The sequence below is a fragment of the Enterobacter cloacae complex sp. SHL020 genome (genome assembly GCF_049236945.1).
GTDB lineage: Bacteria > Pseudomonadota > Gammaproteobacteria > Enterobacterales > Enterobacteriaceae > Enterobacter > Enterobacter dykesii.
In genome coordinates this window covers 159440-186085 of sequence record NZ_JBMKJF010000004.1, presented here as the reverse complement: position 1 = coordinate 186085, position 26646 = coordinate 159440, and the positions used below count along the sequence as shown (strand labels likewise).

The window sequence follows — 26646 nt, the reverse complement described above, 5'->3', positions numbered from 1 at the left end:
ACGTAATACCGTTTTGTACAAGGAAATCATCATGCTCCACCCGCGAGCCAGAACCATGCTGTTGCTGGCAATTCCGGCGCTAATTATTGGCGTGGCCTCAAGTCTGGTGCTCATTGTCGTGATGAAAGTCGCGTCGGTGCTGCAAGCCATGTTATGGACAGCGCTTCCGACAAAACTGGGCGTCAGCACTGATTCTCCTGCCTGGATCATTGTGATGCTGACGTTGACCGGTATTGCGGTAGGCCTGGTGATCCGTTTCAGTCCCGGCCATGCAGGGCCAGACCCGGCGCAGGAACCGCTGATTGGCGCCCCTGTTCCCCCTTCGGCACTGCCCGGGCTGCTCATTGCGTTGATTATCGGTCTGGCCGGCGGCGTCAGCCTGGGGCCGGAGCATCCGATTATGGCGGTGAATATTGGCCTGGCGGTTTTCCTCGGCTCACGGATTTTGCCCCGCGTCGGCGCGCTGGACTGGACCATCCTCGCCTCCGCAGGCACCATCGGTGCGCTTTTCGGCACGCCCGTCGCTGCCGCACTGATCTTTTCTCAGACGCTCAGCAGCAATAACGACGTCCCGCTGTGGGATAAGCTGTTTGCCCCGCTGATGGCCGCAGCCGCCGGGGCGTTGACGACCAGCCTGTTTTTCCATCCCCATTTTTCACTCTCCTTCCCCCACTACGGCCAAATGCAGATAGCCGATATTTTCAGCGGCGCAATCGTCGTCGCGATCGCCATCGCGCTGGGAATGGTGGCGGTATGGTGTCTTCCTCGCCTGCACCGGCTGATGCATAAACTCAAACACCCGGTGTTAGTTCTGGGGGCTGGTGGTTTGATCCTCGGTATCTTAGGGGCAATCGGCGGAACGGTGACATTGTTCAAAGGTCTGGACGAGATGCAGCAGTTGGCCTTCAGCCAGGTGTTTAGCGTGTCCGACTATCTGCTGTTTGCCGCGATCAAGCTGGCCGCGCTGGTGGTGGCTGCAGCCTGCGGTTTCCGCGGTGGACGCATTTTCCCGGTGGTCTTTGTCGGCGTCGCGCTGGGGCTGATGCTGCACGAGCATGTCGATGCGGTCCCGGCGGCGATTACCGTCTCCTGCTCTATTCTGGGACTGGTTCTGGTGGTTACGCGCGACGCGTGGCTCAGCCTGTTTATGGCTGCGGTGGTGGTGCCGGATTCAACGCTTTTCCCCCTGCTCTGTATCGTGATGTTGCCCGCCTGGCTCCTGCTGGCGGGCAAACCGATGATGATGGCCTGGCGAAACGACAAGTAATCAGGCGCTATTGCGCGCTTCCAGCGCTTTGGTGATCGCTCCCAGCAGCGGCGGGATATCCGCTTTCGGCAGCATCACCTCAATCAACGAGAGCCGCTCGTGGTGCGCCACTTTTTCAAGGACGTCCGCCAGTTGCTCCGCTTCACTGACCCGCCAGCACTGGGCCTGAGGATCGAGGCTCAGGGCCTGCGGGATTTGCGTCCAGTTCCATAGCGCAATATCGTTATATCGCTGTTCCGGCCCGTGGATCGCTCTTTCCACCGTGTACCCTTCGTTGTTAAGGACCAGAATGATGGGGTGTTGTTTATCCCGCAGCATCGAGCCAAGCTCCTGTATGGTGAGCTGCGCCGCGCCATCCCCCGTCAGCACAATCACGCGCCGGTTTGGGCAGGCGGTTTGCGCGCCAAACGCCGCCGCCAGCGTATAGCCAATCGATCCCCACAGCGGCTGGACGATAAAATTCACGTCAGCCGGCAGACGAAGGTCGATCGCGCCGAAGGCCGAAGTGCCTTGATCAGCAAGGATGATGTCTCCCGGGCGGATAAACGTCTGCAACGTTTTCCAGAAATTCTCCTGCGTCAGCGAGCCATCCGGCTGCGGATATCCCATCGTGCTTTGAGACGACGGTACCGGCATATCGTGCACGTGCTGTTTACAGAGCTCTACCAGCGTTTCGATTGCCTGAAGCATGGGGATGCCGGTAAACCAGACGTCACCGACGCGTGAGGCATGAGGCTGAACTTCAATTGTTTGTGACGGGGTTAGCTGATGCGTGAAGCCGGCGGTCAGGGTATCGGTAAATCGCGTCCCGATGCACAGCACCGTGTCTGCCCCTTCAATCGCCTCTTTTACCGCACCGGCGCTCGCCGAACCGCTGTATGTGCCGTAAAAACCGGCGTGACGCTCGTCAAATATGCCTTTACCCATCAGCATAGTGGCGTGTGCCATCGGTACGTCCTTGACCCATTTCTGTAGGGCATGCTTCAGGCCGTGGCGCAGGACCAGAAAATCGGCCAGGAGCGCAGTACGCTTGCTCATGGTCAGCCTGTTCTCAGCGGCATCCCGGAACGCTTTCAGGCAGGCGCTATCCGCATGCGCATGCCGGAGAGTGAGAGCGTTTACAGGAGGCGTGGCGGCTTTTTTTGCCACATCCGCAGGCAGCATCAGATAGCCGGGGCGACGTTCCCGAAGCATGGTAGTTAATACCCGGTCAATCTCGTAACAGGCGTTTTGTTCAGTCAGAATCGCCTGTGCTGCGGTGATCGGCTCGCTCATATGATAAAAATGACGAAACTCACCGTCGCCCAGCGTATGGTGCAGCAACTCTCCTCTTTGCTGCGACGCCGTACCCGGCGCGCCGACAATATGCAGTACCGGAACGTGCTCGGCGTAGCTGCCCGCAATGCCGTTCATGGCGCTTAACTCTCCTACACCAAATGTCGTCAGCAGCGCGGCAAAGCCCTTACATCGGGCATATCCGTCCGCGGCATAAGAGGCGTTTAACTCGTTGGCACAGCCCACCCAACAGATATCCGGGCTGTCTATCACATGGTCGAGAAACTGCAGGTTATAGTCGCCCGGCACGCCAAACAGATGATCGGCTCCACAATCTGTAAGACGGTCCAGCAGGTAATCGGCGACGCAGTATGGGGTACGCATGAACAGGTATCCTTCTAATGTTGACCTCACCTTGAGTATTAAATAAGCGTGATGACTGTCCAGAATTGGCGATAAGAAGAGCATGGAAAGAATGCTTTACAAAAAAGGCTGCGCTATGCTGCTTTTTTTCACGTTAATGTAAACGCATACACTGATTTTTTTCTTCAGCGCCAGAGGTCATGAGAATGGGTTATCAGCCGAACAAAAATCGTTATCAGACAATGGAGTATCGCCGCTGCGGGCAAAGCGGGCTCAGGTTGCCCGCCATCTCGCTTGGGCTGTGGCATAACTTTGGCGACACCACGCTTATCGAAAACAGCCGTCAACTTTTACAGCGCGCGTTCGATCTGGGCATTACGCATTTCGACCTTGCCAACAACTATGGCCCGCCACCGGGATCGGCCGAACGTAATTTCGGCCGTATTTTGCAGGAGGATTTACTGCCCTGGCGCGACGAGCTGATCGTCTCTACCAAAGCAGGTTATACCATGTGGGAAGGCCCTTACGGCGACTGGGGGTCACGCAAATATCTGCTGGCAAGCCTCGATCAAAGCCTGAAGCGCATGGGGCTGGAGTATGTGGATATCTTCTATCACCACCGTCCTGACCCACAAACGCCGCTGCTGGAAACCATGAAAGCGCTTGACCATGCGGTGCGCCAGGGAAAAGCCCTCTATGTCGGGTTATCCAACTATCCTGCGGAACTGGCCCGCAAGGCAATTGATATCCTTGACGATCTCGGTACCCCCTGCCTGATCCACCAGCCGAAATACTCTATGTTTGAGCGTGCGCCGGAAGAGGGGCTGCTGAACGTGCTACAGGAAAAAGGGGTGGGCTGCATTCCCTTCTCGCCGCTGGCCGGTGGACAACTGACCAACCGCTATCTGAACGGCATTCCGGCAGACTCACGCGCGGCAAGCGGCAGTCAGTTCCTGAACCCTGACCAGATCACCGAAGAGAAGCTGGAGAAGGTAAGAAAGCTGAACGCCATAGCTGAAGAGCGCGGTCAGAAGCTATCCCAGATGGCGCTGGCCTGGGTATTACGCCATGAGAATGTGACGTCAGTGCTGATTGGGGCAAGTAAAACGGCCCAGATTGATGATGCCGTGGGGATGCTGGAAAACCGCCTTTTCTCTGCAGAAGAACTTGTCCGTATTGACACGATCCTGAGCAGCTCAAAATAGAATCACTTTTAGCAAAAAGTGCTCCCACCCAGGAATTCGGAGTTGAGGCGATGAAACGAGGCTTTACCAACTCGTAATATTGCGTTAACAGGCCCCACAAGGGCCCCGATCGTGAAGGAGAAAGAGTATGTTCAGGTCACTGATTCTTGCAGCGGTATTACTGGCTTCAGCCCCGCTGGTCGCCAATGCGGGCGAAATCACCCTGTTGCCATCAGTAAAATTACAAATTGGCGATCGTGACGACTACGGCAGATACTGGGACGGTGGCTACTGGCGCGACCGTGACTACTGGAACCGTCACTATGAGTGGCGCGGAGACCGCTGGTGGAAACATGACAACGGCAGACACCGCGGCTGGTATAAAGACAACGCATACGAGCGCGGTTACCGTGAAGGCTGGAACGACCGTGACGACCGCCGCGGCGGCTGGGGTCGCGGGAAAGGTCATGGTCACGGCCATCACCACTAATAAAAAAGGAGCCATGGAGGCTCCTTTTTTTGTTAAAGACCCAGTGCGGTTCCCACCAACAACCACAGGTTCAGCGCAACGACCACCACCACGATGGCCCACCCGGTCCGTTTCACCAGCGTTGAGTTAACCAGTTCGCCCATCAGGTTTTTGTTGCTGGTAAAGATCAGCAGCGGCACCAGCGCCAGCGCGATACCAAAGCTCAGCAGCACCTGGCTCATGACCAGAATTTGCGTAGGATCGAGCCCCATCAGAATCACGATAAATGACGGTAGCATGGTGACGGAGCGACGAACCCACAGCGGAATATGGAAGCGGACAAAGCCCTGCATCACCACCTGGCCTGCCAGCGTGCCCACCACCGTAGAAGAAAGACCGGCAGCCACCAGGCTGAGACCAAATATCGTGGCGGCAGCATGGCTCAGTAAGGGCTCAAGCGTGAGATAGGCCTGGTCGAGATCGGCAATACCGGTGTGGCCGTTAAAGTGGAAAGCGGCGGCAGCGGTAGCCATCATCGCCAGATTGACAAACCCCGCGATGGTCATGGCGATCGCCACGTCCCATTTGGTAGCGGAGTAACGCTCTTTGCGCGTTCCACCATGGAGATGCTGGGTCAGCGAGGAGTGAAGGTAAATCACATGCGGCATGATGGTCGCCCCCAGTACCCCAGCGGCCAGGAACACTGCTTCCGAGGTTGGCAGGCTTGGGATTGCCATTCCTTTAGCGAGCTGCGCCAGGTTCGGCTGTGAGAAAATCAGCTCGACAATATAGGCCGCCGCGACAAACAGCAGCAGACCGCCGATGACCTTCTCCAGCGGTTTTTGACCACGACGCTGCAGCATCAGGATCAGGAAAGTGGCAATCCCGGTCAGCACAGCCCCCTGCAACAGCGATACGCCCAGAATCAGTTTAAAGCCGATCGCTGCGCCGATAAATTCAGCGAGGTCTGTGGCCATGGCGATGATTTCCGCCTGAACCCAGTAGAGCCAGACGGCCGGACGCGGGTAATGGTCGCGAATTTGCTCTGCCAGGTTTTTACCCGTGGCAATCCCCAGCTTTGCAGAGAGCATCTGAATCAGCATCGCCATCAGGTTAGCCCAGACGACCACCCACAGCAGCTTATAGCCGAAGCTAGCCCCGGCCTGAATATTGGTCGCAAAGTTACCTGGATCGATATAGCCAATGGCAGCGATGAACGCAGGTCCCATTAATGCGAACCGCAACTTGCGCGCGGCTCTGCCACTGCTACCCTCTACGCGACTGTTTGTCATTTCTGCCTCTGAAATATAGCCTTTGCTATGTTTAATGCTATCAAAATGAGAATGATTATCAAGATCGTTTATGATGTTTACAGTGATTTCTCTGATAGCTTTGAACGATAGACGGGCGGGTAAGTGGGCGTTCAAACAGAAACTGAATTGCGCGCGCTTTTATGAAGACTAGCACACAAACTTAACTTTTCACTCATTTACCTAACATAACAAAAATGTATTGTGGATCACTATTTTTGAGACTCGTCACAGGATGTAACTATAGTGTGTCCTCGATCTCGTTTTCTTTTCGCTTGTTACATAGAATGTGCACGAAAATTAAACCTGCCTCATATTTGGAGCAAATATGGACCGCGTCCTTCATTTTGTCCTGGCACTTGTTGTCGTTACTGCACTTGCATTGCTGGTCAGCACAGACCGCAAAAAAATTCGTATCCGTTATGTTGTCCAACTGCTGGTCATTGAAGTTTTACTTGCGTGGTTCTTCCTGAACTCCAACGTAGGCCTCGGCTTCGTGAAAGGCTTCTCCGAAATGTTTGAAAAACTGCTCGGATTCGCCAATGAAGGGACCAACTTTGTCTTCGGTAAAATGAACGACGAAGGCCTGGCGTTCTTCTTCCTGAAGGTTCTCTGCCCTATCGTCTTCATCTCCGCGCTGATCGGTATTCTGCAGCACATCCGCGTTCTGCCGTTCGTTATTCGCGGAATTGGTTTCCTGTTGTCCAAAGTGAACGGCATGGGCAAGCTGGAATCCTTCAACGCAGTCAGCTCCCTGATCCTCGGTCAGTCTGAGAACTTCATCGCGTATAAAGATATTCTCGGCAAAATGTCCCGCAACCGCATGTACACCATGGCGGCAACCGCAATGTCTACCGTTTCCATGTCTATCGTGGGCGCGTATATGACCATGCTGGAGCCAAAGTATGTTGTTGCGGCGCTGGTTCTGAACATGTTCAGCACCTTTATCGTTCTGTCGCTGATCAACCCGTACCGCGTTGATGCCAGCGAAGAGAACATCCAGATGTCTAACCTGCACGAAGGCCAGAGCTTCTTCGAAATGCTGGGTGAGTACATTCTGGCCGGTTTCAAAGTGGCGATTATCGTTGCCGCCATGCTGATCGGCTTCATTGCGCTGATTTCTGCGCTGAACGCCCTGTTCGCAGCGGTGCTGGGTATCTCCTTCCAGGGTATTCTGGGTTACATCTTCTACCCGGTTGCATGGGTGATGGGTGTGCCAGCTCACGAAGCGTTGCAGGTGGGTAGTATCATGGCAACCAAACTGGTTTCCAACGAATTCGTTGCGATGATGGATCTGCAGAAAATTGCCAGCACGCTTTCTCCACGCGCGGAAGGCATTCTGTCAGTGTTCCTGGTCTCCTTCGCGAACTTCTCGTCCATCGGGATTATCGCGGGCGCGATTAAAGGTCTGAACGAAGAACAAGGCAACGTGGTTTCTCGCTTTGGCCTGAAGCTGGTTTACGGCTCTACGCTGGTGAGCGTCCTGTCTGCTTCTATCGCGGCACTGGTGCTCTAACCTTTAGCGTTAAACAAAAAACCGGGAGCCTGGCTCCCGGTTTTTTTATGCCCGCAATTCTTCCAGCGGCTTGGGTTTGCCTATCAGGTAGCCCTGCAGATAATCCACGCCGAAACGAAGCAGCATCTCCCGCTGCGCCGGTGTTTCGACGTATTCCGCTACGACGCACAGCGATTTCGTCTTCGCCAGATTACACATCGACTGCACGATCATCGCATCCATATCATCAGTACAAATGTCTTTAATAAAGCAGCCGTCAATTTTAATGATGTCCGCCTGCAGGCGTCTGAGGCGCTCGTAGTTGGCGTAGCCGGTACCAAAATCATCTATGGCAATCCGGAAACCGTAATCCCGCAGCTGCTGAATATTGTGGATGCTGCACCCTGAATTTGAGAAGGCCTGCTCTTCGGTAATCTCAATCACGACGGACTGAGGCGCAACGCCGTAGCGTTCAAAGAGCGCGCAAATCTCGGTCGCCACCTCTTTTTGCATCAGCGTGAGCGGCATCAGATTGACGGAGAAACGGGCGCCAGCCTGCGTTGAAGGGTGATCGCGCAGCCACAGCAGTAATTTCTCCATGACGCACATATCAAACCGGTGGCTGAGGTTGAACTGGGCAATCAACGGAATAAAGCGGTCAGGAGTGAAGATCTCGCCCTCGCTCTCCATACGCGCCAGAATTTCGTAGTAGCCGCTCCCGTCCGCCTTCTGGATCGGTTGCGCGTACAAATGGAACTGGCCCGCCTCCAGGGCATGCTTAATCCGCGCAAGCATCAGGACTCGCTCTGTCGTTTGCCCTGATGCCGCCTCGAGGCTATTCGTGAGCGCAAGCACGTTGTTTGTTGTTCCGCAGGATTGCTCGGCCAGCCAGCTCAGTTGCCCCAGCGTGTGGTGCAACTTTTCGCCGTTTTCCACCATTCCCCAGGACGCGCCAAATTCAATATCCAGCCCGGTGTTGTTCCAGAAAATCTTACGGCTGTTCAGCCGATCAACCATATGCTGAAGGCGCTCAGCGGTTCCCGGGCCCAGTAATACCAGCACAAGCTCGCTTCCAGGGAGCTGGAAGAGCGTCTCATCTTTTTGCAGGAGAGGCTGCAGCGACGTGGCGATCGTGCGTTTGCAGTGGACCCGCATCAGGATCCCATAGTGGCGACTCAAAAATTCCAGGTTATCCATACGCAGAATGCTCACTTTTGCATCCGGGTGAATCTCAAGATAATCCTCCAGCGCACGAATATTGGGCAATCCGGTCAGCGGATCGGTGAGCGCCCTCCCCTGCCAGCCCCGCTTAAGCCACTCGCTGCGCTGGTAAATACGCGACATATAGAGCAGGCAGATCGCGAACGAGATAAGCACGGACAGAATAAAAGAGAGCGAATGGCCCGATTCCACCCCGTTAAGGAAGTTGTAGTTGTAGGTCAACAGCAGGAGCGCAGATACAGCCCAGAGCAGAGAAATCAACGCATAGGTCAGTCGGCTTATCGCTAAGGTAAAAAGAATAAAAATCAGCGGCATCAAATAGCCCGCAATGACGGGAGATTCAAAAGGACCACATAAAATGATGAGAATGAAACTTAAAAGCACCAGCCAGGCAAAAATATATAATGAATTCTTGTGAAAAAACACGGGCTTCACGCTTCGTCGCCAGAAACTCATTGCATAACGAGGATTAATTATCATTCTTAACGGGTAATAGAACATCATGGTAAAAATCAATGCCGCACATATCAGGCTTTGTATATCCACAACGTTATAAATTACCGTTCCTTCGCCGAAAAATGTCGAAATTGTCACCGGAAAATCAAACAAATAGCCTGCCAAATACATTGACAGCTTAATCCCTATTGGCACCATAAAACCGAGCCAGAATATCCGTAATCCGATGTGCTTGTTAGGGATGCAGTAACGCCAACGCTTACCCAGCATGATACGCAGAAGGCCGCACGCCGCGAACAACGCAAGGGTCTGACAGAACAGTAATACTAAATATTGTAGCGGTGCTAAATTTACATAGAATAAATTAGTGACAGTAAAACCTAACAAAATGGGAAGAATAGCCCTGCGCCCAAATAGCAGGATTACCGCCAGCATCACGCTTAAAGGTAACCATGCTAAATAAACGTCGTGACCATTAACAATTGCGCGGGGAGAGAGATAACGGGAGACAGGTACCGCAATCAGGCATAAAGCCAGAGCAATCATAAATATCTTTACATTATTGTAAGCTTTTCTATTCATTAACCGGGGCGTTATTTTCCGAGAGAATTATTGACCGGATGGATAATAGGTTTATTAATTGCGCGAATCAAGTTCAAGTCTATTTTTAGACTGGTTAATTGATGCCGATTGAGGTGAGGTACGGGAATACCTTCTTTTTGATAACAAAATGCAGGAGAGTGTGTTACAAACACATAAAAAAAACCCTCGTCTTTCGACGAGGGTTTACAATTTTGGTGGAGCTAAGCGGGATCGAACCGCTGACCTCTTGCATGCCATGCAAGCGCTCTCCCAGCTGAGCTATAGCCCCACATGTGACTTTACTGACCGCACTCTGTTGGGTTCAGAGTTTGGTGGAGCTAAGCGGGATCGAACCGCTGACCTCTTGCATGCCATGCAAGCGCTCTCCCAGCTGAGCTATAGCCCCATCGTAAAGCTGTCATGTTGACGGGCGGCATAATATGAATTCCGCCGCGGAGTGTCAACGGCAAAATCAATCCCAGCCATTCAATCGCCGAAAATTCATGCAAATGAATCACTTTGCGAGCCTGCTCGCAGTCAGGAGTTAAGCCTGTCACGTTTTCACGTAAAACGGTGCTATAAAATGAGCCGTTAATTAACCCCACTGATATTCAGGAAATTGCATGATCAAGGAACGAATGACGCCAGAAGAGTTAGCCCTCCTCACTGGCTATAGCCGCCAGACCATCAATAAATGGGTACGCAAAGAGGGTTGGATTACATCACCAAAACCAGGCGTCCAGGGCGGGAAAGCTCGCCTGGTACATGTCAACGAAAAAGTCCGTGACTTTATCCGCAGCGCACGTCGGGCAAGTGAAACGTCCGAACTGCCTGAAGGAGTCGGTCATGACCGTTCGCTTCACACGCTGCTCCTGACGCTGGCCAATGAAATGACGCCAGAAGAGCAGAAGCAGATGACATCGCTGTTATTACGGGAAGGGATCACCGGCTTGTTGCAACGTTTAGGGATACGCGATCGGGACTGATATGAAAAGATTACGCAGCAAAATGACCACGGAAGAGCTGGCGGAGAGTTTGGGCGTTGCCAGACAAACGGTTAATCGCTGGATACGCCAGCAGGGGTGGAAAACTGAAGGGCTCAACGGCGTGAAAGGCGGTCGCGCGCGGCTCATTCATGTCGATGCGCGCGTGAAGGAACATATTATGAGCCTCCCGGCGATCCGTAACCGTCAGGCGGTTTACCATCTCGCTGAAGTCACCGCGTCATACAGTGAACCCTCTTCAAACCTGTCTCCGGGCATTATTGAGACGCTGGAGAGTATGACTGCGTCAGAGCAGAAGCGTCTGGACGCGTTATTGAAACGAGAAGGCATTGACGGTTTTCTTACGCGGCTCGGCATCGCGGAAAAAGAGGCATAAAAAAACGGCAGGATAACCTGCCGTTTTTTATCTGGGGCCTAATTACTGCTGATTTTCACGTTCAGCGATAAAGTCCAGCGCCTTGTTAATGCGCGCCACGCTGCGTGACTTGCCGATCGCGTGAACCGTCACATCCAGCGCCGGAGACTGCCCCGCCCCGGTCACCGCAACGCGCAGTGGCATGCCGACTTTACCCATACCGACTTCCAGCTCGTCTGCCGTCGCCTGAATCGCTTGATGCACATTCTCAGCGGTCCACTCGGTAAGGGCCGCCAGCTTGTCGCGCACCACTTCCAGCGGCTGACGCGCAACCGGACGGAGGTGTTTCTTCGCGGCGTCCGCGTCGAACTCTTCAAACTCTTCATAGAAGTAGCGGCAGCTTTCGGCAATCTCTTTCAGCGTTTTGCAGCGCTCGCCGAGGAGTTTCACCAGGTCCGCCAGCTCAGGGCCAGTGCGGGTATCAATATTTGCCTGCTCAATATGCCACTGCAGATACGTCGCCACATATTCTGGCTGCATGGTGTTAATGTAGTGATGGTTCAGCCACAGGAGCTTGTCGGTATTAAAGGCGCTCGCTGATTTGCTTACAGAACTCAGAGAGAACAGTTCGATCATCTCTTCGCGGCTGAAGATCTCCTGGTCACCGTGGGCCCAGCCCAGACGCACCAGATAGTTCAGCAGCGCTTCCGGCAGGTAACCGTCGTCGCGATACTGCATAACGCTTACCGCACCGTGACGTTTAGACAGTTTTTTCCCGTCATCGCCGTTGATCATGGAAACGTGCGCATAAACTGGCACAGGGGCGTTCAGCGCCTTCAGGATGTTGATCTGACGCGGCGTATTGTTGATATGGTCTTCACCACGGACAACGTGGGTAATTTCCATATCCCAGTCGTCAACCACGACGCAGAAGTTATAGGTTGGGGAACCGTCGGTACGACGGATGATCAGATCGTCCAGCTCCTGGTTGCTGAATTCAATTGGGCCACGGATCTGGTCGTCAAAGATCACCGATCCCTCTTGCGGGTTAGCAAAACGCACCACGCAAGGCTCATCTGCAGCATGCTCGCTATGGTCGTGTCGGCAGCGGCCGTCATAACGCGGCTTTTCACCGTTAGCCATTTGCGCTTCACGCAGTTCATCCAGACGCTCTTTAGAGCAGTAGCACTTATACGCCGTGCCCGCGACCAGCATCTCATCAATGACAGCGTTATAGCGGTCAAAGCGTTTGGTCTGGAAATAAGGACCTTCATCCCATTCCAGATTCAGCCAGTTCATCCCATCCATAATGGCTTCAATTGCTTCTGGCGTGGAGCGCTCAAGATCGGTGTCTTCAATACGCAGCACGAACTCACCTTTGTTGTGGCGTGCGAAAAGCCAGGAATAGAGAGCGGTACGTGCACCACCGACGTGCAGATAGCCTGTCGGGCTCGGCGCGAAGCGAGTTTTGATTTTCATGAAATGGCCTTACGTTATAAAGATGCCGGCAATCGGCAAATCCTGGGGAAAAAACGATGGGCAATATTCTATCACTGTGGGGGGATTCCTCAATGTTGATCCCTTTATCGTGACCGAGTTTGCGATTTTTGTTTAGAAATCATGCGCCATTGCCCGTTTCGCGATCGTTTTGTTTAATTTTACGACGAACGAATAAAAACTTTAGAAAATGCGTTGACTCATTTTCAACTCTCCCTATAATGCGACTCCACACAGCGGGGGTGATTAGCTCAGTTGGTAGAGCATCTCCTTTACACGGAGGGGGTCGGCGGTTCGAGCCCGTCATCACCCACCATCTACTTCGGTAGACTCGCAGTGTAGATAAGAATTGAGATTGGGCGATTAGCTCAGTTGGTAGAGCATCTCCTTTACACGGAGGGGGTCGGCGGTTCGAGCCCGTCATCGCCCACCATTCTCACCTTATCGCAGCAGTTCCGAAATGGGCGATTAGCTCAGTTGGTAGAGCATCTCCTTTACACGGAGGGGGTCGGCGGTTCGAGCCCGTCATCGCCCACCATTTCGGGTCGTTAGCTCAGTTGGTAGAGCATCTCCTTTACACGGAGGGGGTCGGCGGTTCGAGCCCGTCATCGCCCACCATTTCGGGTCGTTAGCTCAGTTGGTAGAGCAGTTGACTTTTAATCAATTGGTCGCAGGTTCGAATCCTGCACGACCCACCAATGTAAAAAAGCGCCCTAAAGGCGCTTTTTTGCTATCTGCGATTTACATCACAGTGTTGCAATCAACGTCTTCACCGCGGGCGTCGCCTGCTTCTCGTCATACACCACGTATAAATCTGCCGATATACGCTCTTTCAGCGGGCGGAACACCACGCCCGGCCACTGCATTTGCGCGTAGCTGTCTGCGGCGAGCGTAATCCCCATCCCCATGCTGATCATCGCCAGCACCGTTTGCGGTTCAACGGCTTCGCGCACAATCATCGGCGAAAAACCGGCCTGCTGGCAGACGCGATGTAAAAATGCCCAGTCTGAATGGGCAGACGGCATTGTGACAAAATACTCGTCCTGCAATTCTGCGAGCGCAATGGAAGACTCTCTGACCAGCCGGTGATCTTCCGGCATCGCCACCAGAAAAGCCGCCTCACGCAACCGCAGGCTGGTAAACCCCGCGGTAGGTTCCGTTGCCATTCGCCAGATCCCGACATCCAACTCCCGGCGCTCGAGCAGCGCCATCTGCATTACCGGCGATTTTTCGCGAAAAACGACATCTACATTCGGATGCTCTTTCAGGAAAGCGCGCATGACCGTGCACACTTCACTCCACATGGCGGTGCCGACAATCCCCAGCTCAATGCGCCCTGTCTCACCCCGGCCAATTTGCTCGACGCGAGCCAGAGCCTGGTTTGCGCTGGCGAGCAGCCGACGGGACTCTTCCATCAGCACTTTACCGGCATGCGTCAACGCGACGCTCCGCGAGTGGCGAATAAACAATAACGTGCCCAGCTGACTTTCCAGCTCTTTAATATGCAGGCTTAACGGCGGCTGAGACATGTTGAGACGGGCCGCAGCCCGTCCAAAATGCAGTTCCTCCGCCACGGCCAGAAAATAGCGCAGCAGCTTGAGATCGGTCCGATAGACGCGTTCCATCAAAACATATCCTGGCGATAACATTTATGCGCCTACCTTAAAGCCTTTCAGCGTCGGGAGGGAAAATTTAGTGCGCAACTGTGCGCATCCCGCTGTTTTTACAGGTGTGGTGGTCGTTAAAGCTGAAGTAAAAGACTACCGCGAGCGCCAGGGCATAGGCCGCAAACACCAGCCAGATCGTCTGCCAGTCCTTCACCCCGTCCACCGAGAAATAATCCACTGCCATACCGCTCAATACCGAACCGAAATACGCCCCGACACCGTGAACGGTCGTCATAAACAACCCTTGCGCGCTGGCGCGGATATCGGCGCTGACTTCCTGTTCAACAAATACCGAGCCTGAAATATTGAAGAAGTCGAACGCGCAGCCGTAGACAATCATTGAGAGCATGAGCAGCACAAAGCCCGTCGCGGACGGGTCGCCAAAGGCAAATAGCCCGAACCGCAGCATCCAGGCCGCCATGCTCATCAGCATGACGGTTTTAATGCCAAATCGTCCAAGGAAGTACGGAATGGTCAGAATGAAGAACACCTCAGACATTTGCGAAACGGAGAGCAGGATGGACGGATATTTGACGATAAAGCTATCTGCATACGCCGGATTACGCGCAAAATCATGCAGGAAGGGGCTGCCAAACGTGTTGGTTATCTGCAGCACGGCGCCCAGCAGCATCGCGAATAAAAAGAACACCGCCATACGGGGCTGTTTAAACAGGATAAACGCATTGAGGCCCAGCTTGCTTGCCAGAGACGGAGACGCTTTTGCCTTCGCAACCGGAATAGCCGGTAGCGTCAGAGAATAGAGCGCCAGCAGCAGGGACGCGGCAGCCGCTATATAGAGCTGCACGTTGCTCAGCTCCGCTCCCATCAGGCTTATGGCCCACATCGCGGCAATAAAGCCCACGGTGCCATACACCCGTACTCGTGGAAAATGGCTTACCGTATCCAGCCCTGCCTGTTCAAGACAGGAGTAGGAAATGGTGTTCGACAGCGAAATCGTGGGCATGAACGCCATCGCATTCACCAGCATGACCCAGAACATCAGCCCGGGCTCATTGACCTGCGCGGCATAGCAGAGCGCGACGGCGCAGACGAGGTGGCAAATCACGTAGACACGGTCGGCCCGCAGCCACTTGTCGGCAATAATCCCCACCAGCGAAGGCATAACGATCGCGGCAAGTCCTTTGGAGCTGTACACCATGCCCACGTCGGAGCCGGTAAAGTGTAGGGTGTTGATCATGTAAGCGCCGAGGGTAACCAGCCAGCTCCCCCAGATAAAATATTGCATAAAGGACATCATGTTTAAGCGAGTCGTGATGTTCATAACCCATTCCTTATAGCAGTGTGGCCCTGGCGGGCCACTTTATTGTTTTACTCAGGCAATATGGCGAAGAAAACCGCAGATAAGATTGATAAAGTTCTGGCGGGAGAGTTCGGCGGCGGCAAGGGTTTGCTCATGCGAGAGTTTGACCTCACCCAGACCTTCGGCGAGATTGGTAATTGCAGAAACGGCCACGACCTTCAGGCCGCAGTGGCGCGCGGAAATCACTTCCGGCACCACTGACATCCCCACTACATCCCCGCCGATAATCTGCATCATGCGGATCTCGGCCGCCGTCTCGAAATTCGGGCCGGGATAAGAGACAAACACCCCTTCATGCAGCGGGAAGCCTTCTTTCGTTGCCACGGTTTGCAGAACGGCACGGTAATCCGCGTCGTAAGCATTGGCCAGCGAGAAGAAACGATCGCCAAAGCGCTCATCGTTCAGCCCTGCCATCGGCGTGCCCGGCATGGTGTTGATATGGTCGCTCAGGGCAACCAGGCTTCCTGGCTGAACCTCCGGGCGCAGCGAGCCCGCCGCATTGGTGCTAAACAGCAGCTCGCACCCCAGCAGCGTAAAGGTGCGGATCGCATCGGTCATGATGGTCATCCCGCGCCCTTCATAGAAATGGCCGCGCCCCTTCATGCAGGCCACAGGCACCCCGGCCAGATGCCCGAGCACCAGCTCGCCGGCATGTCCATGCACGGTGCTCACCGGGAAGCCCGGCAGCTTTTCGTAGCTCAGGGAAACGGCGTCATCAATCTGGTCGGCGAGCGCGCCCAGTCCAGAGCCGAGAATAAACGCCACGCGAGGCGTGAAGTTCGGCTTAGCGGCGCGAATAATGTCGGCGCAGTACCATGGGTTATTCGAGAGGGTCATAGAGGCTCCTTAAGGATTAAGTTCGCGATAGCGGGGATCGCATGACTTACGTCTTATATCCGCAGCCTGCCGGTGACCTCCAATACACTTTCACCGCACCATCAATACTGATTGTGTATCGATGCAACTCCCTGCCAGATATGGCAGTTTTGCTCAAGCTAATCCCATCGGTGCCGATACCTCTGTTTTATAACGCGAGGAAATACTATGACGACCATTCAGGCTTCAACCCAAATGATTCAAACCAACAGCGGTGGGAGTGGTGCTTCTGGCAGCAACGACATCGCTTCCCAGATCAGCAGTATTATTGACAAGATCAATAAGCTGACTCAGCAGCTAAAAGAACTGGCGAACAACACCGGCAGCGCTGATGAGAAGAAGAAGCAGCAGGAGCTTATTCAGACCCAGATCAAAGTGCTGCAGGCGCAGCTCGCCGCGCTGCAGCGCCAGCAGGCCGAAGAGGCCCAGAAGAAGCAGGATATAAATCTGGGCAAGGTCGAAGGTGTGAATAACCCGTCAGACGATCATCAGATCGATATCTACATCTAATCGTCTGATGCATTAAACAGTGGGTCGCGTATGCGGGCCTCGGTTAATCGCTGTGCCTGGATGCGCACCACTTCCCAGATGGCCTGCGCCGCCCCCGAGAGTGAACGATTTTTTCGCCGCACCAGCATCAGCTTTCGCTCAACAACGGGCGTTAATCGCCTGACGGCCAGTCGACTCCCCTGCGGCAGGGGAAGCGCCAGAGCGGGCAACACGCTGATGCCAATCCCTGCTTCCACCATGGGAAACAGCGTTGCCGGGTGCCCAATCTCCTGCACGATCGTTGCCTTTACGCCCTGATTCACCAGCGCGGAATCAATCAGCGGACGGCTGCCCGAGGCATAATCCTGTAAAACCAGGTTCGCGCCGGTCAGGGACTGCCAGCTGACTTCCGACAACGTGGCCAGCGGGTCGTCGTCACGGCAGAGCAGCAAAAAGGGCTCGGAAAGTACGCTTTCGCACGCCAGGTCGCTCGCCTGGCCGGGATCGATAACAATACCAAAATCCACATCGCCCTGGCGGATGCTCTCCAGCACCCACTGCTGCGGCCTATCATGCAGGACAAAATCAATGTCCGGGTAGCGATGATTTCCCTCGGCAATACACTGCGGGATAAGGTGCGCAGAGATCGTCTGGCTGGCCGCGACGCGCACGGTCCCCGAAAGCTGCTGCCCCAGCCTCCCCACATCTCTGAGCGTGCTGTTCAGCTCATCCAGCAATCGTTCAAGACGCAGGGCGAGCTGCTGCCCCGCTTCGGTCAGCACCACTTCACGCGTGGTGCGGTCAAGCAACTTCACCCCGGTCTGATTCTCCAGCTCTTTCACGCTGTGGCTGACCGCCGACTGGCTCAGGCCGATCGTCTCCCCTGCCCGGCTAAAGCTGCGGGCGTGAGCGACGGTGACGAAAATACGAAGCTGGCGTAAGGAGTAATTCATCTGTTTTATTCATGAATGGATGCAATAAATCAATTTTATTTCTCAAATGGAAAAAAGCACAATAGCGACATCTGTTTTCAGGAGTCATTATGAAACTATTTCGTATTGTTGATCCGTTTACGCTCACCCTTGTTGTTACCGTTTTACTGGCCTCGTTCTTCCCCGCCCGCGGGGGCTTTGTCCCGTTTTTTGAAGGGCTGACGACGGCCGCCATCGCGCTGCTGTTCTTTATGCACGGCGCAAAGCTCTCCCGCGAAGCCATTATCGCGGGCGGTAGCCACTGGCGGCTGCACCTCTGGGTGATGTGCAGCACGTTCATTCTGTTCCCGATCCTTGGGGTGCTTTTTGCCTGGTGGGCGCCGGTTAACGTCGACCCGGCGCTCTACACCGGTTTCCTGTATCTCTGTATTCTGCCGGCTACCGTGCAGTCCGCCATTGCCTTTACCTCTCTCGCCGGAGGGAACGTTGCGGCCGCGGTCTGCTCGGCCTCGGCATCCAGCCTGCTTGGGATTTTCGTTTCCCCGCTGCTGGTAGGCCTGCTGATGAACATGCACGGCGCGGAAGGCAATCTCGAGCAGGTTGGAAAAATCTGCCTGCAGCTGCTGCTCCCGTTTGTCCTGGGGCATCTATCCCGTCCATGGACAGGGGCATTCGTGGCGAAGCACAAAAAATGGATCTCCAAAACCGACCAGTCATCGATTCTGCTGGTGGTCTATTCCGCCTTCAGCGAAGCGGTCGTGAACGGGATCTGGCATAAGGTAGGCGCAGGCTCGCTGCTGTTTATCGTGGTAGTCAGCCTCGTCCTGTTGGCGATTGTGATTGCGGTAAACGTCTTTGTGGCACGCAGGTGCGGCTTCAGCAAAGCGGATGAAATCACAATTGTCTTCTGCGGTTCGAAGAAAAGCCTGGCTAACGGTATCCCGATGGCCAATATTCTGTTCCCGACCTCGGTGATTGGGATGATGGTGCTGCCGCTGATGATTTTCCACCAGATCCAGCTGATGGTCTGCGCGGTGCTGGCGCGTCGCTACAAGCGCCAGACCGAAAAGCTGGCGCAGGAAGAGACCCGCGCCGCGAAGGCTTAAGGACGTTTCAGGGGCTGAACCAGCTGGGTCAGCCCCTCGGTTTTGATCAGTAACGTGATAGCCATCAGCTCGCCCAGTCGCCCTGCCGGGAATTCATCCTTGCGGGCAAACCACAGCAGATACTCCTCCGGCAAATCAATCAGCCTGCGGCCCTTGTATTTACCGAACGGCATCTCCGTATTGGCAATCTCAACGAGCTGTTCTTTCTCCACGTTACTCTCCTAACAGACGCATCATTTCCGCTTCGTCGATAACCTCAATGCCGAGCTCCTGGGCTTTCGCCAGCTTAGAGCCCGCCGCTTCCCCGGCGATCACCAGGTCGGTTTTCTTCGACACGCTGCCCGCCACTTTGGCCCCCAGCGCCACCAGGCGCGCTTTCGCATCGTCGCGTGAAAGCTGGCTCAGGCTGCCAGTCAGGACCACCGTTTTACCGGCGAACGGGCTGTCGATCTCTTCGGCGTTAACCACCACCGGCGCGGGCCACCTGATGCCCTCTTCCAGCAGCTTGCCGATGACTTCACGGTTGCTCTCTTCGGCGAAGAAATTAAAGACGTGCGTGGCGACTACAATGCCAACGTCAGGGACTTTCTGCAGCTCGTCGATGCTTGCCTTTTCCAGCGCCTCCAGCGTACCAAAGTACGCCGCCAGGCCCGCTGCCGTCGCCTCTCCCACTTCACGAATGCCCAGCGCGTACAGGAAGCGGGCAAAAGTCGTCTCTTTGGCGGCTTCCAGCGCGTTAACCACATTCTGGGCTGACTTTGGCCCCATGCGATCCAGACCGGTCAGTTTACCTGCCGTCAGCCTGAAGAGATCCGCTGGCGTATGGACATACTCTTTCTCAACCAGCTGATCGATAATCTTGTCACCCATGCCGTCGACATCCATCGCCCGACGGGAGACGAAGTGCTTCAGCGACTCTTTACGCTGCGCACCACAGATTAAGCCGCCCGTACAGCGCGCCACCGCTTCACCTTCCACACGCTCAACGTCGGAGCCGCACACCGGGCAGTGGGTCGGGAAGACGATCTCGCGCGTATCGGCAGGACGTTCTGACTCCACGACGTTAACCACCTGCGGGATAACGTCGCCCGCCCGGCGAATCACCACTTTGTCACCAATGCGCAGGCCCAGACGTTCGATTTCATCGGCGTTATGCAGTGTGGCATTACTTACCAGCACGCCCGCAACCTGCACGGGCTCCAGACGGGCGACAGGGGTAATCGCCCCCGTACGGCCAACCTGGAACTCCACATCGCGAACGAAGGTCATCTGCTCCTGAGCAGGGAACTTAAACGCCACCGCCCAGCGGGGCGCGCGAGCAACAAAGCCCAGCTGCTCCTGCAGCGCCAGTGAATTCACCTTGATGACGACGCCATCTATATCAAAACCGAGCGTAGGACGGTCCTCTTCCACCTTGTGGTAGAACGCCAGTACCGCTTCCGGCGAGTCGCAGAGCTGAACGCGGTTGCTCACCGGCAGGCCCCACGCTTTAAACTGCAGCAGACGTCCCAGGTGCGTATCCGGCAGCTCGCCCCCCTCCAGAATACCGACGCCGTAGCAGAAGAAAGTAAGCGGTCGCTTCGCGGTAATACGCGGGTCAAGCTGGCGCAGAGAGCCTGCCGCCGCATTACGCGGGTTAGCAAACACCTTACCGCCGGTGCGACGCGCCTCGTCGTTAATTTTCTCGAAGCCCGCCTGGGGCAGGAACACCTCGCCGCGCACTTCCAGACGCGCGGGAATGTTGTCACCCTGCAGCTTCAGCGGGATCGCGCGGATGGTACGCACGTTGGTAGTGATGTCTTCGCCCGTCGTACCGTCGCCACGCGTTGCGGCACGCACCAGCACGCCGTTTTCGTAGAGAAGGCTGACCGCCAGGCCATCCAGCTTGAGCTCGCAGCACCAGGTGAGGGAGTCGCAGCTTTTCAGGCGATCCTGCACACGCTTGTTAAACGCGAGGAAGCTCTCTTCATCGAAGACGTTATCCAGCGACAGCATCGGCACCTCATGGCGCACCTGGCTGAAAGCGCCCAGCGGCTCAGCGCCGACGCGCTGGGTGGGGGAATCCGGCGTGATAAGCTCCGGATGCTGCGCCTCTAGTTCGCGCAGCTCGCGCATCAGGCGGTCATATTCCGCATCCGGGACTTCCGGCGCGTCCATAACATGATAGAGGTATTCATGATGGCGAAGCGTGGTTCGCAGTTCAGTGAGTTGTTGTTCGATTGAGTCCATATCGCACCATCAATGAGAAAAAACCCCCGACAGGCGGGGGTTGAGGAGGAGTTGAAGTAAGCGCGACTATTACGCGTTAGCTTCCTTAACTTCGCGGATGCGGTCCTGATACTCGCGCAGCTTCTGCGGGGTCATCATTCGACGCTGATCGTCGAGCACCACACCACCGACTTCGTCAGCGATGTGCTGAGCGGACTGCAGCATCAGCTTAAAGTTTTGCAGTTCGTCGCCGTAAGAAGGCACCTGCATAAAGATAGTGACGCCCGGGGTCACGAAATCACCGGTCATTTCCGGATCAAAGGTGCCAGGGTTAACCATGTTGGCCAGGCTGAACAGCGCCGGGCCGCTACCGTCAGGGCTCAGATGGCGATGGAAAATATTCATATCGCCAAACTTGAATCCTGCCTGTTGAATACTGTTGAGCAGCACGTCACCGTTGAGATGGCTGCCGTGATGCGCGGCCACGTTCATGATGATCACCGCTTCTTTACGCTGCGGTTTTTCAACAACCGGCTCTGGCTCTACAACGGGCTCAGGCTCAACGTGCGGGGCTGGAGCAGGCTGAGGCGCAGGCTGTACGTGAACAGGCTGCTGCGGTTGTTGTACCGGCTGAGCAGGCTGTTGCGGCACGGGCTGCTGCGCCGGTTGCTGTTGAACCGGCTGTGGCGCTGCAGGCTGCTGATAAACAGGCTGTTGCTGCGGCTGGCGCACCGGCTCTTCCACTGGCTGCGGCGCTGGCTGGCGCGGCTGTGCAGAAGCATACGGCGGTTGATACTGGTGCTGCGAAGGACGAGGCGCTTCATGCTCCCCATGGCCTGCGCCGGGCGCAGTATTAACCCGATGAACACGAACTTCACCCACGCCGTCATCATCGCTGCCGTCGATGTCATCTTCACTGTCATCGTCGTCACGACTGGACTTCATGCGCTTCAGTGGGCGATCGCGAAACATCGAGGAACGCTCTTTACGGCTGGTCCAGAAACCATGTACCAGTAAAGCGATTATGGCGATCGCGCCAACAATGATTAATATCAGACGCAAATCCTGCATCATTATATTCTCTGTTGTTCTAACACCTTGCCACCACGGCAAACATTTACTCACTAAGAGTATTTGCCGTTTACGTCAAGTGCAAGTGTGTGCAGAGCATTCACAGCATAAAGATGAAGGAAATCGTGCTTTTTGCTGGTTTTTCGAACATTTCCGAACTGGTCATTGCTCCGTAAGTGGATAATATAGGCGGGCAATTCCACTGGTTGTGTAAAAAGGAGTACAGCCTGTCTATGGTTTCAACATCTTCTTCTCCCCCGCGCAGCGGCGTCTGGTATTTTTCTCAGGGCTGGAAACTGGTCTCCCTGCCGGGGATTCGACGCTTCGTCATTCTGCCGCTGTTGATCAACATTATTCTGATGGGCGGCGCGTTCTGGTGGCTGTTCACAAAGCTGGAGAGCTGGATCCCGTCGCTGATGAGTTACGTGCCGGACTGGCTGCAGTGGCTTAACTACCTGCTCTGGCCAGTAGCGGTGATCTCCGTGCTGCTGGTGTTTGGGTACTTCTTTTCGACGATTGCCAACTGGATAGCCGCGCCGTTTAACGGTCTGCTGGCGGAACAGCTTGAAGCGCGGCTTACCGGCGCGACGCCGCCGGACACGGGCGTGCTGGGGATCATGAAGGACCTGCCACGCATCATGAGGCGCGAGTGGCAGAAGTTTGCCTGGTACCTGCCCCGCGCGGTCGTGCTGCTTATCCTCTATTTTGTGCCAGGCTTTGGCCAGACGGTGGCGCCGGTGCTGTGGTTCCTGTTCAGTGCCTGGATGCTGGCTATTCAATACTGCGATTATCCGTTCGATAACCACAAGGTGCCGTTTAAAGAGATGCGCACCGCCCTGCGCAGCCAGAAGGTCGCCAATATGCAGTTTGGCGCGCTGACCAGCCTGTTCACCATGATTCCCTTCCTGAATCTATTCATCGTGCCCGTCGCCGTCTGCGGCGCGACGGCGATGTGGGTCGACTGCTACCGTGCTAAGCACGCGTTATGGAAATAATGCAAAAATGTGTAAAGCAGGGGTGGCTTATGCCGCCCCTTATTCCATACTGATCCCCATTATTTCCTTGCAGTATATAGATATGCGAATTCCTTACTTCCCCCTACCTGCTTAGCAGGTATGCTGGGTCGGTATCCCAATTTCATACAGTTAAGGACAGGCCATGAGTAAGATTTATGAAGACAACTCGCTGACTATCGGTCATACGCCCCTGGTTCGACTGAACCGTATCGGTAATGGACGCATTCTGGCGAAGGTCGAATCACGTAACCCGAGCTTCAGCGTAAAATGCCGTATCGGTGCAAACATGATTTGGGATGCTGAAAAACGTGGCGTACTGAAGCCTGGCGTTGAGCTTGTGGAACCGACCAGCGGTAATACCGGTATCGCTCTGGCCTATGTGGCTGCCGCGCGTGGCTACAAGCTGACGCTGACCATGCCAGAAACCATGAGCATCGAGCGTCGTAAGCTGCTCAAAGCGCTGGGTGCGAACCTGGTGCTGACCGAAGGCGCGAAGGGCATGAAGGGCGCCATTCAGAAAGCTGAAGAGATCGTGGCCAGCGATCCGGCGAAATATCTGCTGCTGCAGCAGTTCAGCAACCCGGCTAATCCGGAAATTCACGAGAAGACCACCGGTCCGGAAATCTGGGAAGATACCGACGGCCAGGTTGACGTCTTTATCTCCGGCGTGGGTACCGGCGGTACGCTGACCGGCGTGTCACGCTATATTAAAGGCACAAAAGGTAAAAAAGACCTGATCACCGTTGCCGTTGAGCCAACAGACTCACCGGTTATCACTCAGGCACTGGCGGGTGAAGAGCTTAAACCAGGCCCTCATAAAATTCAGGGTATTGGTGCAGGCTTCATTCCGGGCAACCTGGATCTGAAGCTGATCGATAAAGTGGTGACCATCACTAACGAAGAAGCCATCTCTACCGCGCGTCGCCTGATGGATGAAGAAGGCATTCTGGCGGGTATTTCTTCCGGTGCGGCCGTTGCGGCAGCGCTCAAGCTTCAGGAAGATGAAGCCTTTACCAACAAGAACATTGTGGTTATCCTTCCTTCTTCGGGCGAGCGTTACCTGAGCACCGCACTGTTTGCCGATCTGTTTACCGAAAAAGAACTGCAACAGTAGTGCCAGCATGTTAATAACGCGTAAAAAAGCACCTTTTCAGGTGCTTTTTTGTGGCCTGCTTCAAACTTTTGCCCCTCCTGGCATTGCTTCACCCCGTTGGGTCTGGTATTTAAACCAGCAATTATTTTGATGCGTGAAATTAATCGGTGAATGAAATAGCCTTGCTGAATCGATTTTATGATTTGGTTCAAGTCTTGCTTTCGCTGCATAATGTTTAATGACGATCGAAACGTCAGCGCTAACAATACAGGCTAAAGTTCAGTCGCCAGGCTAGACTTTAGTTCCACAACACTAAACCTATAAGTTGGGGAAATACAATGTTCCAGCAAGAAGTTACCATTACCGCTCCGAACGGTCTGCACACCCGCCCTGCTGCTCAGTTTGTTAAAGAAGCAAAAGGCTTCACTTCTGAAATCACTGTGACTTCCAACGGCAAAAGCGCGAGCGCAAAAAGCCTGTTCAAACTGCAGACTCTGGGCCTGACTCAGGGCACCGTTGTCACCATCTCTGCAGAAGGTGAAGACGAGCAGAAAGCAGTTGAGCATCTGGTAAAACTGATGGCTGAGCTCGAGTAAGTTTCCGGGTTCTTTTAAATATCAGTCACAAGTAAGGTAGGGTTATGATTTCAGGCATTTTAGCATCCCCGGGTATCGCTTTCGGCAAAGCACTGCTGCTGAAAGAAGACGAGATCGTCATCGACCGGAAAAAAATTTCTGCCGACAAGGTTGATCAGGAAGTTGAACGTTTTCTGAGCGGTCGTGCCAAGGCATCTGCGCAACTGGAAGCAATCAAAACTAAAGCTGGCGAAACTTTCGGTGAAGAAAAAGAAGCCATCTTCGAAGGGCACATCATGCTGCTCGAAGATGAGGAGCTGGAGCAGGAAATCATAGCCCTGATTAAAGATAAAGGCATGACGGCCGACGCGGCTGCGCATGAAGTTATCGAAGGTCAGGCAACTGCCCTGGAAGAACTGGATGATGAATACCTGAAAGAGCGTGCGGCTGACGTACGTGACATCGGTAAGCGCCTGCTGCGCAACATCCTGGGTCTGGCCATTATAGACCTGAGCGCGATTCAGGATGAAGTCATCCTGGTTGCCGCTGACCTCACCCCGTCTGAAACCGCACAGCTGAACCTGAAAAAGGTCCTCGGTTTCATCACTGACGCGGGTGGCCGTACCTCGCACACCTCTATCATGGCGCGCTCTCTGGAACTGCCTGCCATCGTGGGTACCGGTAGCGTCACCTCTCAGGTGAAAAACGGCGACTATCTGATTCTGGATGCCGTAAACAATCTGGTTTACGTCAACCCAACCAACGAAGAGATCGATAAACTGCGCGCGGTTCAGGAGCAGGTTGCGACTGAAAAAGCGGAACTGGCTAAGCTGAAAGACCTGCCAGCCATCACCCTGGACGGCCATCAGGTAGAAGTATGCGCAAACATCGGTACCGTCCGCGACGTTGATGGCGCTGAGCGCAACGGTGCGGAAGGCGTAGGTCTCTATCGTACAGAATTCCTGTTCATGGACCGCGACGCGCTGCCAACGGAAGAAGAGCAGTTTGCTGCCTATAAAGCTGTGGCTGAAGCCTGTGGCTCTCAGGCGGTTATCGTCCGTACCATGGACATCGGCGGCGACAAAGAGCTGCCGTACATGAACTTCCCGAAAGAAGAGAACCCGTTCCTGGGCTGGCGTGCAATCCGTATCGCGATGGATCGTAAAGAGATCCTGCGTGACCAGGTTCGCGCGATCCTGCGTGCCTCTGCGTTCGGTAAACTGCGCATCATGTTCCCGATGATCATCTCTGTTGAAGAAGTGCGTGCACTGAAGAAAGAGATCGAAATCTACAAACAGGAACTGCGTGACGAAGGTAAAGCGTTTGACGAGTCAATCGAGATCGGCGTGATGGTGGAAACACCTGCGGCGGCGACCATTGCGCGTCATTTAGCCAAAGAAGTTGATTTCTTTAGTATCGGCACCAATGATTTAACGCAGTACACCCTGGCAGTTGACCGTGGTAATGATATGATTTCACATCTCTACCAGCCAATGTCACCGTCCGTACTGAACTTGATCAAGCAAGTTATTGATGCTTCTCATGCAGAAGGTAAATGGACTGGCATGTGTGGTGAGCTTGCAGGCGACGAACGTGCTACACTTCTGTTGCTGGGTATGGGTCTGGACGAATTCTCTATGAGCGCCATTTCCATCCCGCGCATTAAGAAGATTATCCGTAACACGAACTTCGAAGATGCGAAGGTGTTAGCAGAGCAGGCTCTTGCTCAACCGACAACGGACGAGTTAATGACGCTGGTTAACAAGTTCATTGAAGAAAAAACAATCTGCTAATCCACGAGATGCGGCCCAAAT

At 54.6% G+C, this 26646-nt stretch carries 23 protein-coding genes and 7 tRNA genes; 17 read left to right on the top strand and 13 right to left on the bottom strand.

What is annotated here, in order from left to right; translation table 11 throughout:
* Positions 1-31: 31 nt before the first annotated feature.
* A complete protein-coding gene (locus ACOTZB_RS12440) occupies positions 32-1267 on the top strand; it encodes an ion channel protein (protein ID WP_421627263.1) in 1236 nt (411 codons plus the stop codon).
* Here ACOTZB_RS12440 and ipdC read toward each other — a convergent pair whose 3' ends face one another.
* Complete coding sequence (gene ipdC, locus ACOTZB_RS12435; RefSeq protein ID WP_421627262.1) at positions 1268-2926, bottom strand: indolepyruvate decarboxylase; 1659 nt, start codon at positions 2924-2926, stop codon at positions 1268-1270. It abuts the gene before it with no gap.
* Between the two features lie 185 nt (positions 2927-3111).
* Between ipdC and mgrA the strand changes: the two genes are divergently transcribed.
* Together mgrA and ACOTZB_RS12425 are read left to right on the top strand one after the other, a co-directional pair.
* The gene (gene mgrA, locus ACOTZB_RS12430) at positions 3112-4110 is read left to right on the top strand and encodes an L-glyceraldehyde 3-phosphate reductase (RefSeq protein WP_421627261.1); all 999 of its coding nucleotides are present in this window, start codon (positions 3112-3114) and stop codon (positions 4108-4110) included.
* A 127-nt stretch (positions 4111-4237) separates the two neighbouring features.
* Positions 4238-4579 carry a DUF2502 domain-containing protein gene (locus ACOTZB_RS12425; RefSeq protein WP_047652620.1) on the top strand — a complete coding sequence of 114 codons (342 nt, stop codon included), beginning with the start codon at positions 4238-4240 and terminating at the stop codon, positions 4577-4579.
* A 32-nt stretch (positions 4580-4611) separates the two neighbouring features.
* Here the strand turns inward: ACOTZB_RS12425 and ACOTZB_RS12420 are convergent, their stop codons facing one another.
* Positions 4612-5850, bottom strand: a complete 1239-nt coding sequence (locus ACOTZB_RS12420) for an Nramp family divalent metal transporter (protein WP_421627260.1) — start codon at positions 5848-5850, stop codon at positions 4612-4614.
* Between the two features lie 346 nt (positions 5851-6196).
* Between ACOTZB_RS12420 and ACOTZB_RS12415 the strand changes: the two genes are divergently transcribed.
* Positions 6197-7384 carry a NupC/NupG family nucleoside CNT transporter gene (locus tag ACOTZB_RS12415; protein ID WP_008501591.1) on the top strand — a complete coding sequence of 396 codons (1188 nt, stop codon included), beginning with the start codon at positions 6197-6199 and terminating at the stop codon, positions 7382-7384.
* Positions 7385-7429: 45 nt separating this feature from the next.
* Here ACOTZB_RS12415 and ACOTZB_RS12410 read toward each other — a convergent pair whose 3' ends face one another.
* The 3 genes from ACOTZB_RS12410 to ACOTZB_RS12400 form a co-directional block, all read right to left on the bottom strand.
* On the bottom strand, positions 7430-9622 hold the full coding sequence (locus ACOTZB_RS12410) for an EAL domain-containing protein (RefSeq protein ID WP_421627259.1): 2193 nt from the start codon (positions 9620-9622) through the stop codon (positions 7430-7432).
* A gap of 213 nt (positions 9623-9835) precedes the next feature.
* Positions 9836-9911 (bottom strand) — tRNA-Ala (locus ACOTZB_RS12405).
* 41 nt (positions 9912-9952) lie between these two features.
* A tRNA-Ala gene (locus tag ACOTZB_RS12400) sits at positions 9953-10028 on the bottom strand.
* A 217-nt stretch (positions 10029-10245) separates the two neighbouring features.
* On the opposite strand from ACOTZB_RS12400, the gene ACOTZB_RS12395 reads away from it, so the two are divergent.
* Both ACOTZB_RS12395 and ACOTZB_RS12390 read left to right on the top strand, forming a co-directional pair.
* Positions 10246-10608, top strand: a complete 363-nt coding sequence (locus ACOTZB_RS12395; protein WP_126329890.1) for a YfeC-like transcriptional regulator — start codon at positions 10246-10248, stop codon at positions 10606-10608.
* Between the two features lies 1 nt (position 10609).
* Positions 10610-11002 (top strand): YfeC-like transcriptional regulator, encoded by a 393-nt coding sequence (locus tag ACOTZB_RS12390; protein ID WP_126329892.1) that lies wholly within the window; start codon positions 10610-10612, stop codon positions 11000-11002.
* Between the two features lie 42 nt (positions 11003-11044).
* On the opposite strand, the gene gltX is transcribed toward ACOTZB_RS12390, so the two are convergent.
* Positions 11045-12460 carry a glutamate--tRNA ligase gene (gene gltX / locus ACOTZB_RS12385; protein WP_126329894.1) on the bottom strand — a complete coding sequence of 472 codons (1416 nt, stop codon included), beginning with the start codon at positions 12458-12460 and terminating at the stop codon, positions 11045-11047.
* 258 nt (positions 12461-12718) lie between these two features.
* Between gltX and ACOTZB_RS12380 the strand changes: the two genes are divergently transcribed.
* From ACOTZB_RS12380 to ACOTZB_RS12360, 5 genes are all read left to right on the top strand, one after another.
* Positions 12719-12794, top strand: a tRNA-Val gene (locus tag ACOTZB_RS12380).
* Between the two features lie 41 nt (positions 12795-12835).
* Positions 12836-12911, top strand: a tRNA-Val gene (locus ACOTZB_RS12375).
* Positions 12912-12940: 29 nt separating this feature from the next.
* Positions 12941-13016 (top strand) — tRNA-Val (locus ACOTZB_RS12370).
* Between the two features lie 4 nt (positions 13017-13020).
* Positions 13021-13096: transfer RNA gene (locus tag ACOTZB_RS12365), tRNA-Val, on the top strand.
* Between the two features lie 4 nt (positions 13097-13100).
* A tRNA-Lys gene (locus ACOTZB_RS12360) sits at positions 13101-13176 on the top strand.
* 48 nt (positions 13177-13224) lie between these two features.
* Here ACOTZB_RS12360 and ACOTZB_RS12355 read toward each other — a convergent pair.
* The 3 genes from ACOTZB_RS12355 to xapA all read right to left on the bottom strand — a co-directional run bounded on the left by ACOTZB_RS12355 (position 13225) and on the right by xapA (position 16303).
* A complete protein-coding gene (locus ACOTZB_RS12355) occupies positions 13225-14103 on the bottom strand; it encodes a LysR family transcriptional regulator (protein ID WP_421627258.1) in 879 nt (292 codons plus the stop codon).
* A 67-nt stretch (positions 14104-14170) separates the two neighbouring features.
* Entirely contained in the window at positions 14171-15427 is a 1257-nt protein-coding gene (locus tag ACOTZB_RS12350; protein WP_421627257.1) for a nucleoside permease, read from the bottom strand.
* A gap of 51 nt (positions 15428-15478) precedes the next feature.
* A complete protein-coding gene (gene xapA / locus ACOTZB_RS12345; RefSeq protein ID WP_421627256.1) occupies positions 15479-16303 on the bottom strand; it encodes a xanthosine phosphorylase in 825 nt (274 codons plus the stop codon).
* A 207-nt stretch (positions 16304-16510) separates the two neighbouring features.
* On the opposite strand from xapA, the gene ACOTZB_RS12340 reads away from it, so the two are divergent.
* Positions 16511-16852, top strand: a complete 342-nt coding sequence (locus ACOTZB_RS12340; RefSeq protein WP_421627255.1) for a FlxA-like family protein — start codon at positions 16511-16513, stop codon at positions 16850-16852.
* Here ACOTZB_RS12340 and ACOTZB_RS12335 read toward each other — a convergent pair.
* Entirely contained in the window at positions 16849-17784 is a 936-nt protein-coding gene (locus ACOTZB_RS12335; protein WP_421627254.1) for a LysR family transcriptional regulator, read from the bottom strand. The two genes, ACOTZB_RS12340 and ACOTZB_RS12335, sit on opposite strands and share 4 nt — an antisense overlap.
* An 89-nt stretch (positions 17785-17873) precedes the next feature.
* On the opposite strand from ACOTZB_RS12335, the gene ACOTZB_RS12330 reads away from it, so the two are divergent.
* Complete coding sequence (locus ACOTZB_RS12330) at positions 17874-18869, top strand: bile acid:sodium symporter family protein (RefSeq protein WP_047060698.1); 996 nt, start codon at positions 17874-17876, stop codon at positions 18867-18869.
* Here the strand turns inward: ACOTZB_RS12330 and ACOTZB_RS12325 are convergent.
* The 3 genes from ACOTZB_RS12325 to zipA form a co-directional block, all read right to left on the bottom strand.
* Positions 18866-19081, bottom strand: a complete 216-nt coding sequence (locus tag ACOTZB_RS12325) for a DUF3820 family protein (RefSeq protein WP_003861328.1) — start codon at positions 19079-19081, stop codon at positions 18866-18868. The two genes, ACOTZB_RS12330 and ACOTZB_RS12325, sit on opposite strands and share 4 nt — an antisense overlap.
* 1 nt (position 19082) lies before the next feature.
* Positions 19083-21098, bottom strand: a complete 2016-nt coding sequence (ligA, locus tag ACOTZB_RS12320) for an NAD-dependent DNA ligase LigA (RefSeq protein ID WP_421627253.1) — start codon at positions 21096-21098, stop codon at positions 19083-19085.
* 69 nt (positions 21099-21167) lie between these two features.
* Positions 21168-22151 carry a cell division protein ZipA gene (gene zipA / locus ACOTZB_RS12315; protein ID WP_421627252.1) on the bottom strand — a complete coding sequence of 328 codons (984 nt, stop codon included), beginning with the start codon at positions 22149-22151 and terminating at the stop codon, positions 21168-21170.
* A 230-nt stretch (positions 22152-22381) separates the two neighbouring features.
* Here zipA and cysZ point away from each other — a divergent pair, with 230 nt between their 5' ends.
* The 4 genes from cysZ to ptsI all read left to right on the top strand — a co-directional run bounded on the left by cysZ (position 22382) and on the right by ptsI (position 26625).
* A complete protein-coding gene (gene cysZ / locus ACOTZB_RS12310; RefSeq protein WP_421627251.1) occupies positions 22382-23143 on the top strand; it encodes a sulfate transporter CysZ in 762 nt (253 codons plus the stop codon).
* A gap of 163 nt (positions 23144-23306) precedes the next feature.
* Positions 23307-24278 carry a cysteine synthase A gene (gene cysK / locus ACOTZB_RS12305; RefSeq protein ID WP_014884739.1) on the top strand — a complete coding sequence of 324 codons (972 nt, stop codon included), beginning with the start codon at positions 23307-23309 and terminating at the stop codon, positions 24276-24278.
* A gap of 317 nt (positions 24279-24595) precedes the next feature.
* The gene (ptsH, locus tag ACOTZB_RS12300; protein ID WP_000487600.1) at positions 24596-24853 is read left to right on the top strand and encodes a phosphocarrier protein Hpr; all 258 of its coding nucleotides are present in this window, start codon (positions 24596-24598) and stop codon (positions 24851-24853) included.
* 44 nt (positions 24854-24897) lie between these two features.
* Positions 24898-26625: a phosphoenolpyruvate-protein phosphotransferase PtsI gene (ptsI, locus tag ACOTZB_RS12295; protein WP_023332954.1), complete on the top strand. Its 1728-nt coding sequence runs from the start codon at positions 24898-24900 to the stop codon at positions 26623-26625.
* Positions 26626-26646 lie beyond the last annotated feature (21 nt).

Excerpts from the sequence above, each read along its gene's own strand:
- ACOTZB_RS12395 (WP_126329890.1), top strand. The coding sequence starts at position 10,246 with ATGATCAAGGAACGAATGACGCCAGAAGAGTTAGCCCTCCTCACTGGC.
- ptsH (WP_000487600.1), top strand. The coding sequence starts at position 24,596 with ATGTTCCAGCAAGAAGTTACCATTACCGCTCCGAACGGTCTGCACACC.
- ACOTZB_RS12420 (WP_421627260.1), bottom strand. The coding sequence starts at position 5,850 with ATGACAAACAGTCGCGTAGAGGGTAGCAGTGGCAGAGCCGCGCGCAAG.
- xapA (WP_421627256.1), bottom strand. The coding sequence starts at position 16,303 with ATGACCCTCTCGAATAACCCATGGTACTGCGCCGACATTATTCGCGCC.
- cysZ (WP_421627251.1), top strand. The coding sequence starts at position 22,382 with ATGGTTTCAACATCTTCTTCTCCCCCGCGCAGCGGCGTCTGGTATTTT.
- ipdC (WP_421627262.1), bottom strand. The coding sequence starts at position 2,926 with ATGCGTACCCCATACTGCGTCGCCGATTACCTGCTGGACCGTCTTACA.
- ACOTZB_RS12350 (WP_421627257.1), bottom strand. The coding sequence starts at position 15,427 with ATGAACATCACGACTCGCTTAAACATGATGTCCTTTATGCAATATTTT.
- ACOTZB_RS12415 (WP_008501591.1), top strand. The coding sequence starts at position 6,197 with ATGGACCGCGTCCTTCATTTTGTCCTGGCACTTGTTGTCGTTACTGCA.
- ACOTZB_RS12335 (WP_421627254.1), bottom strand. The coding sequence starts at position 17,784 with ATGAATTACTCCTTACGCCAGCTTCGTATTTTCGTCACCGTCGCTCAC.
- ACOTZB_RS12330 (WP_047060698.1), top strand. The coding sequence starts at position 17,874 with ATGAAACTATTTCGTATTGTTGATCCGTTTACGCTCACCCTTGTTGTT.
- ACOTZB_RS12355 (WP_421627258.1), bottom strand. The coding sequence starts at position 14,103 with ATGGAACGCGTCTATCGGACCGATCTCAAGCTGCTGCGCTATTTTCTG.
- ACOTZB_RS12410 (WP_421627259.1), bottom strand. The coding sequence starts at position 9,622 with ATGAATAGAAAAGCTTACAATAATGTAAAGATATTTATGATTGCTCTG.
- mgrA (WP_421627261.1), top strand. The coding sequence starts at position 3,112 with ATGGGTTATCAGCCGAACAAAAATCGTTATCAGACAATGGAGTATCGC.
- ACOTZB_RS12425 (WP_047652620.1), top strand. The coding sequence starts at position 4,238 with ATGTTCAGGTCACTGATTCTTGCAGCGGTATTACTGGCTTCAGCCCCG.
- ligA (WP_421627253.1), bottom strand. The coding sequence starts at position 21,098 with ATGGACTCAATCGAACAACAACTCACTGAACTGCGAACCACGCTTCGC.
- ACOTZB_RS12390 (WP_126329892.1), top strand. The coding sequence starts at position 10,610 with ATGAAAAGATTACGCAGCAAAATGACCACGGAAGAGCTGGCGGAGAGT.
- zipA (WP_421627252.1), bottom strand. The coding sequence starts at position 22,151 with ATGATGCAGGATTTGCGTCTGATATTAATCATTGTTGGCGCGATCGCC.
- ACOTZB_RS12340 (WP_421627255.1), top strand. The coding sequence starts at position 16,511 with ATGACGACCATTCAGGCTTCAACCCAAATGATTCAAACCAACAGCGGT.
- ptsI (WP_023332954.1), top strand. The coding sequence starts at position 24,898 with ATGATTTCAGGCATTTTAGCATCCCCGGGTATCGCTTTCGGCAAAGCA.
- cysK (WP_014884739.1), top strand. The coding sequence starts at position 23,307 with ATGAGTAAGATTTATGAAGACAACTCGCTGACTATCGGTCATACGCCC.
- gltX (WP_126329894.1), bottom strand. The coding sequence starts at position 12,460 with ATGAAAATCAAAACTCGCTTCGCGCCGAGCCCGACAGGCTATCTGCAC.
- ACOTZB_RS12440 (WP_421627263.1), top strand. The coding sequence starts at position 32 with ATGCTCCACCCGCGAGCCAGAACCATGCTGTTGCTGGCAATTCCGGCG.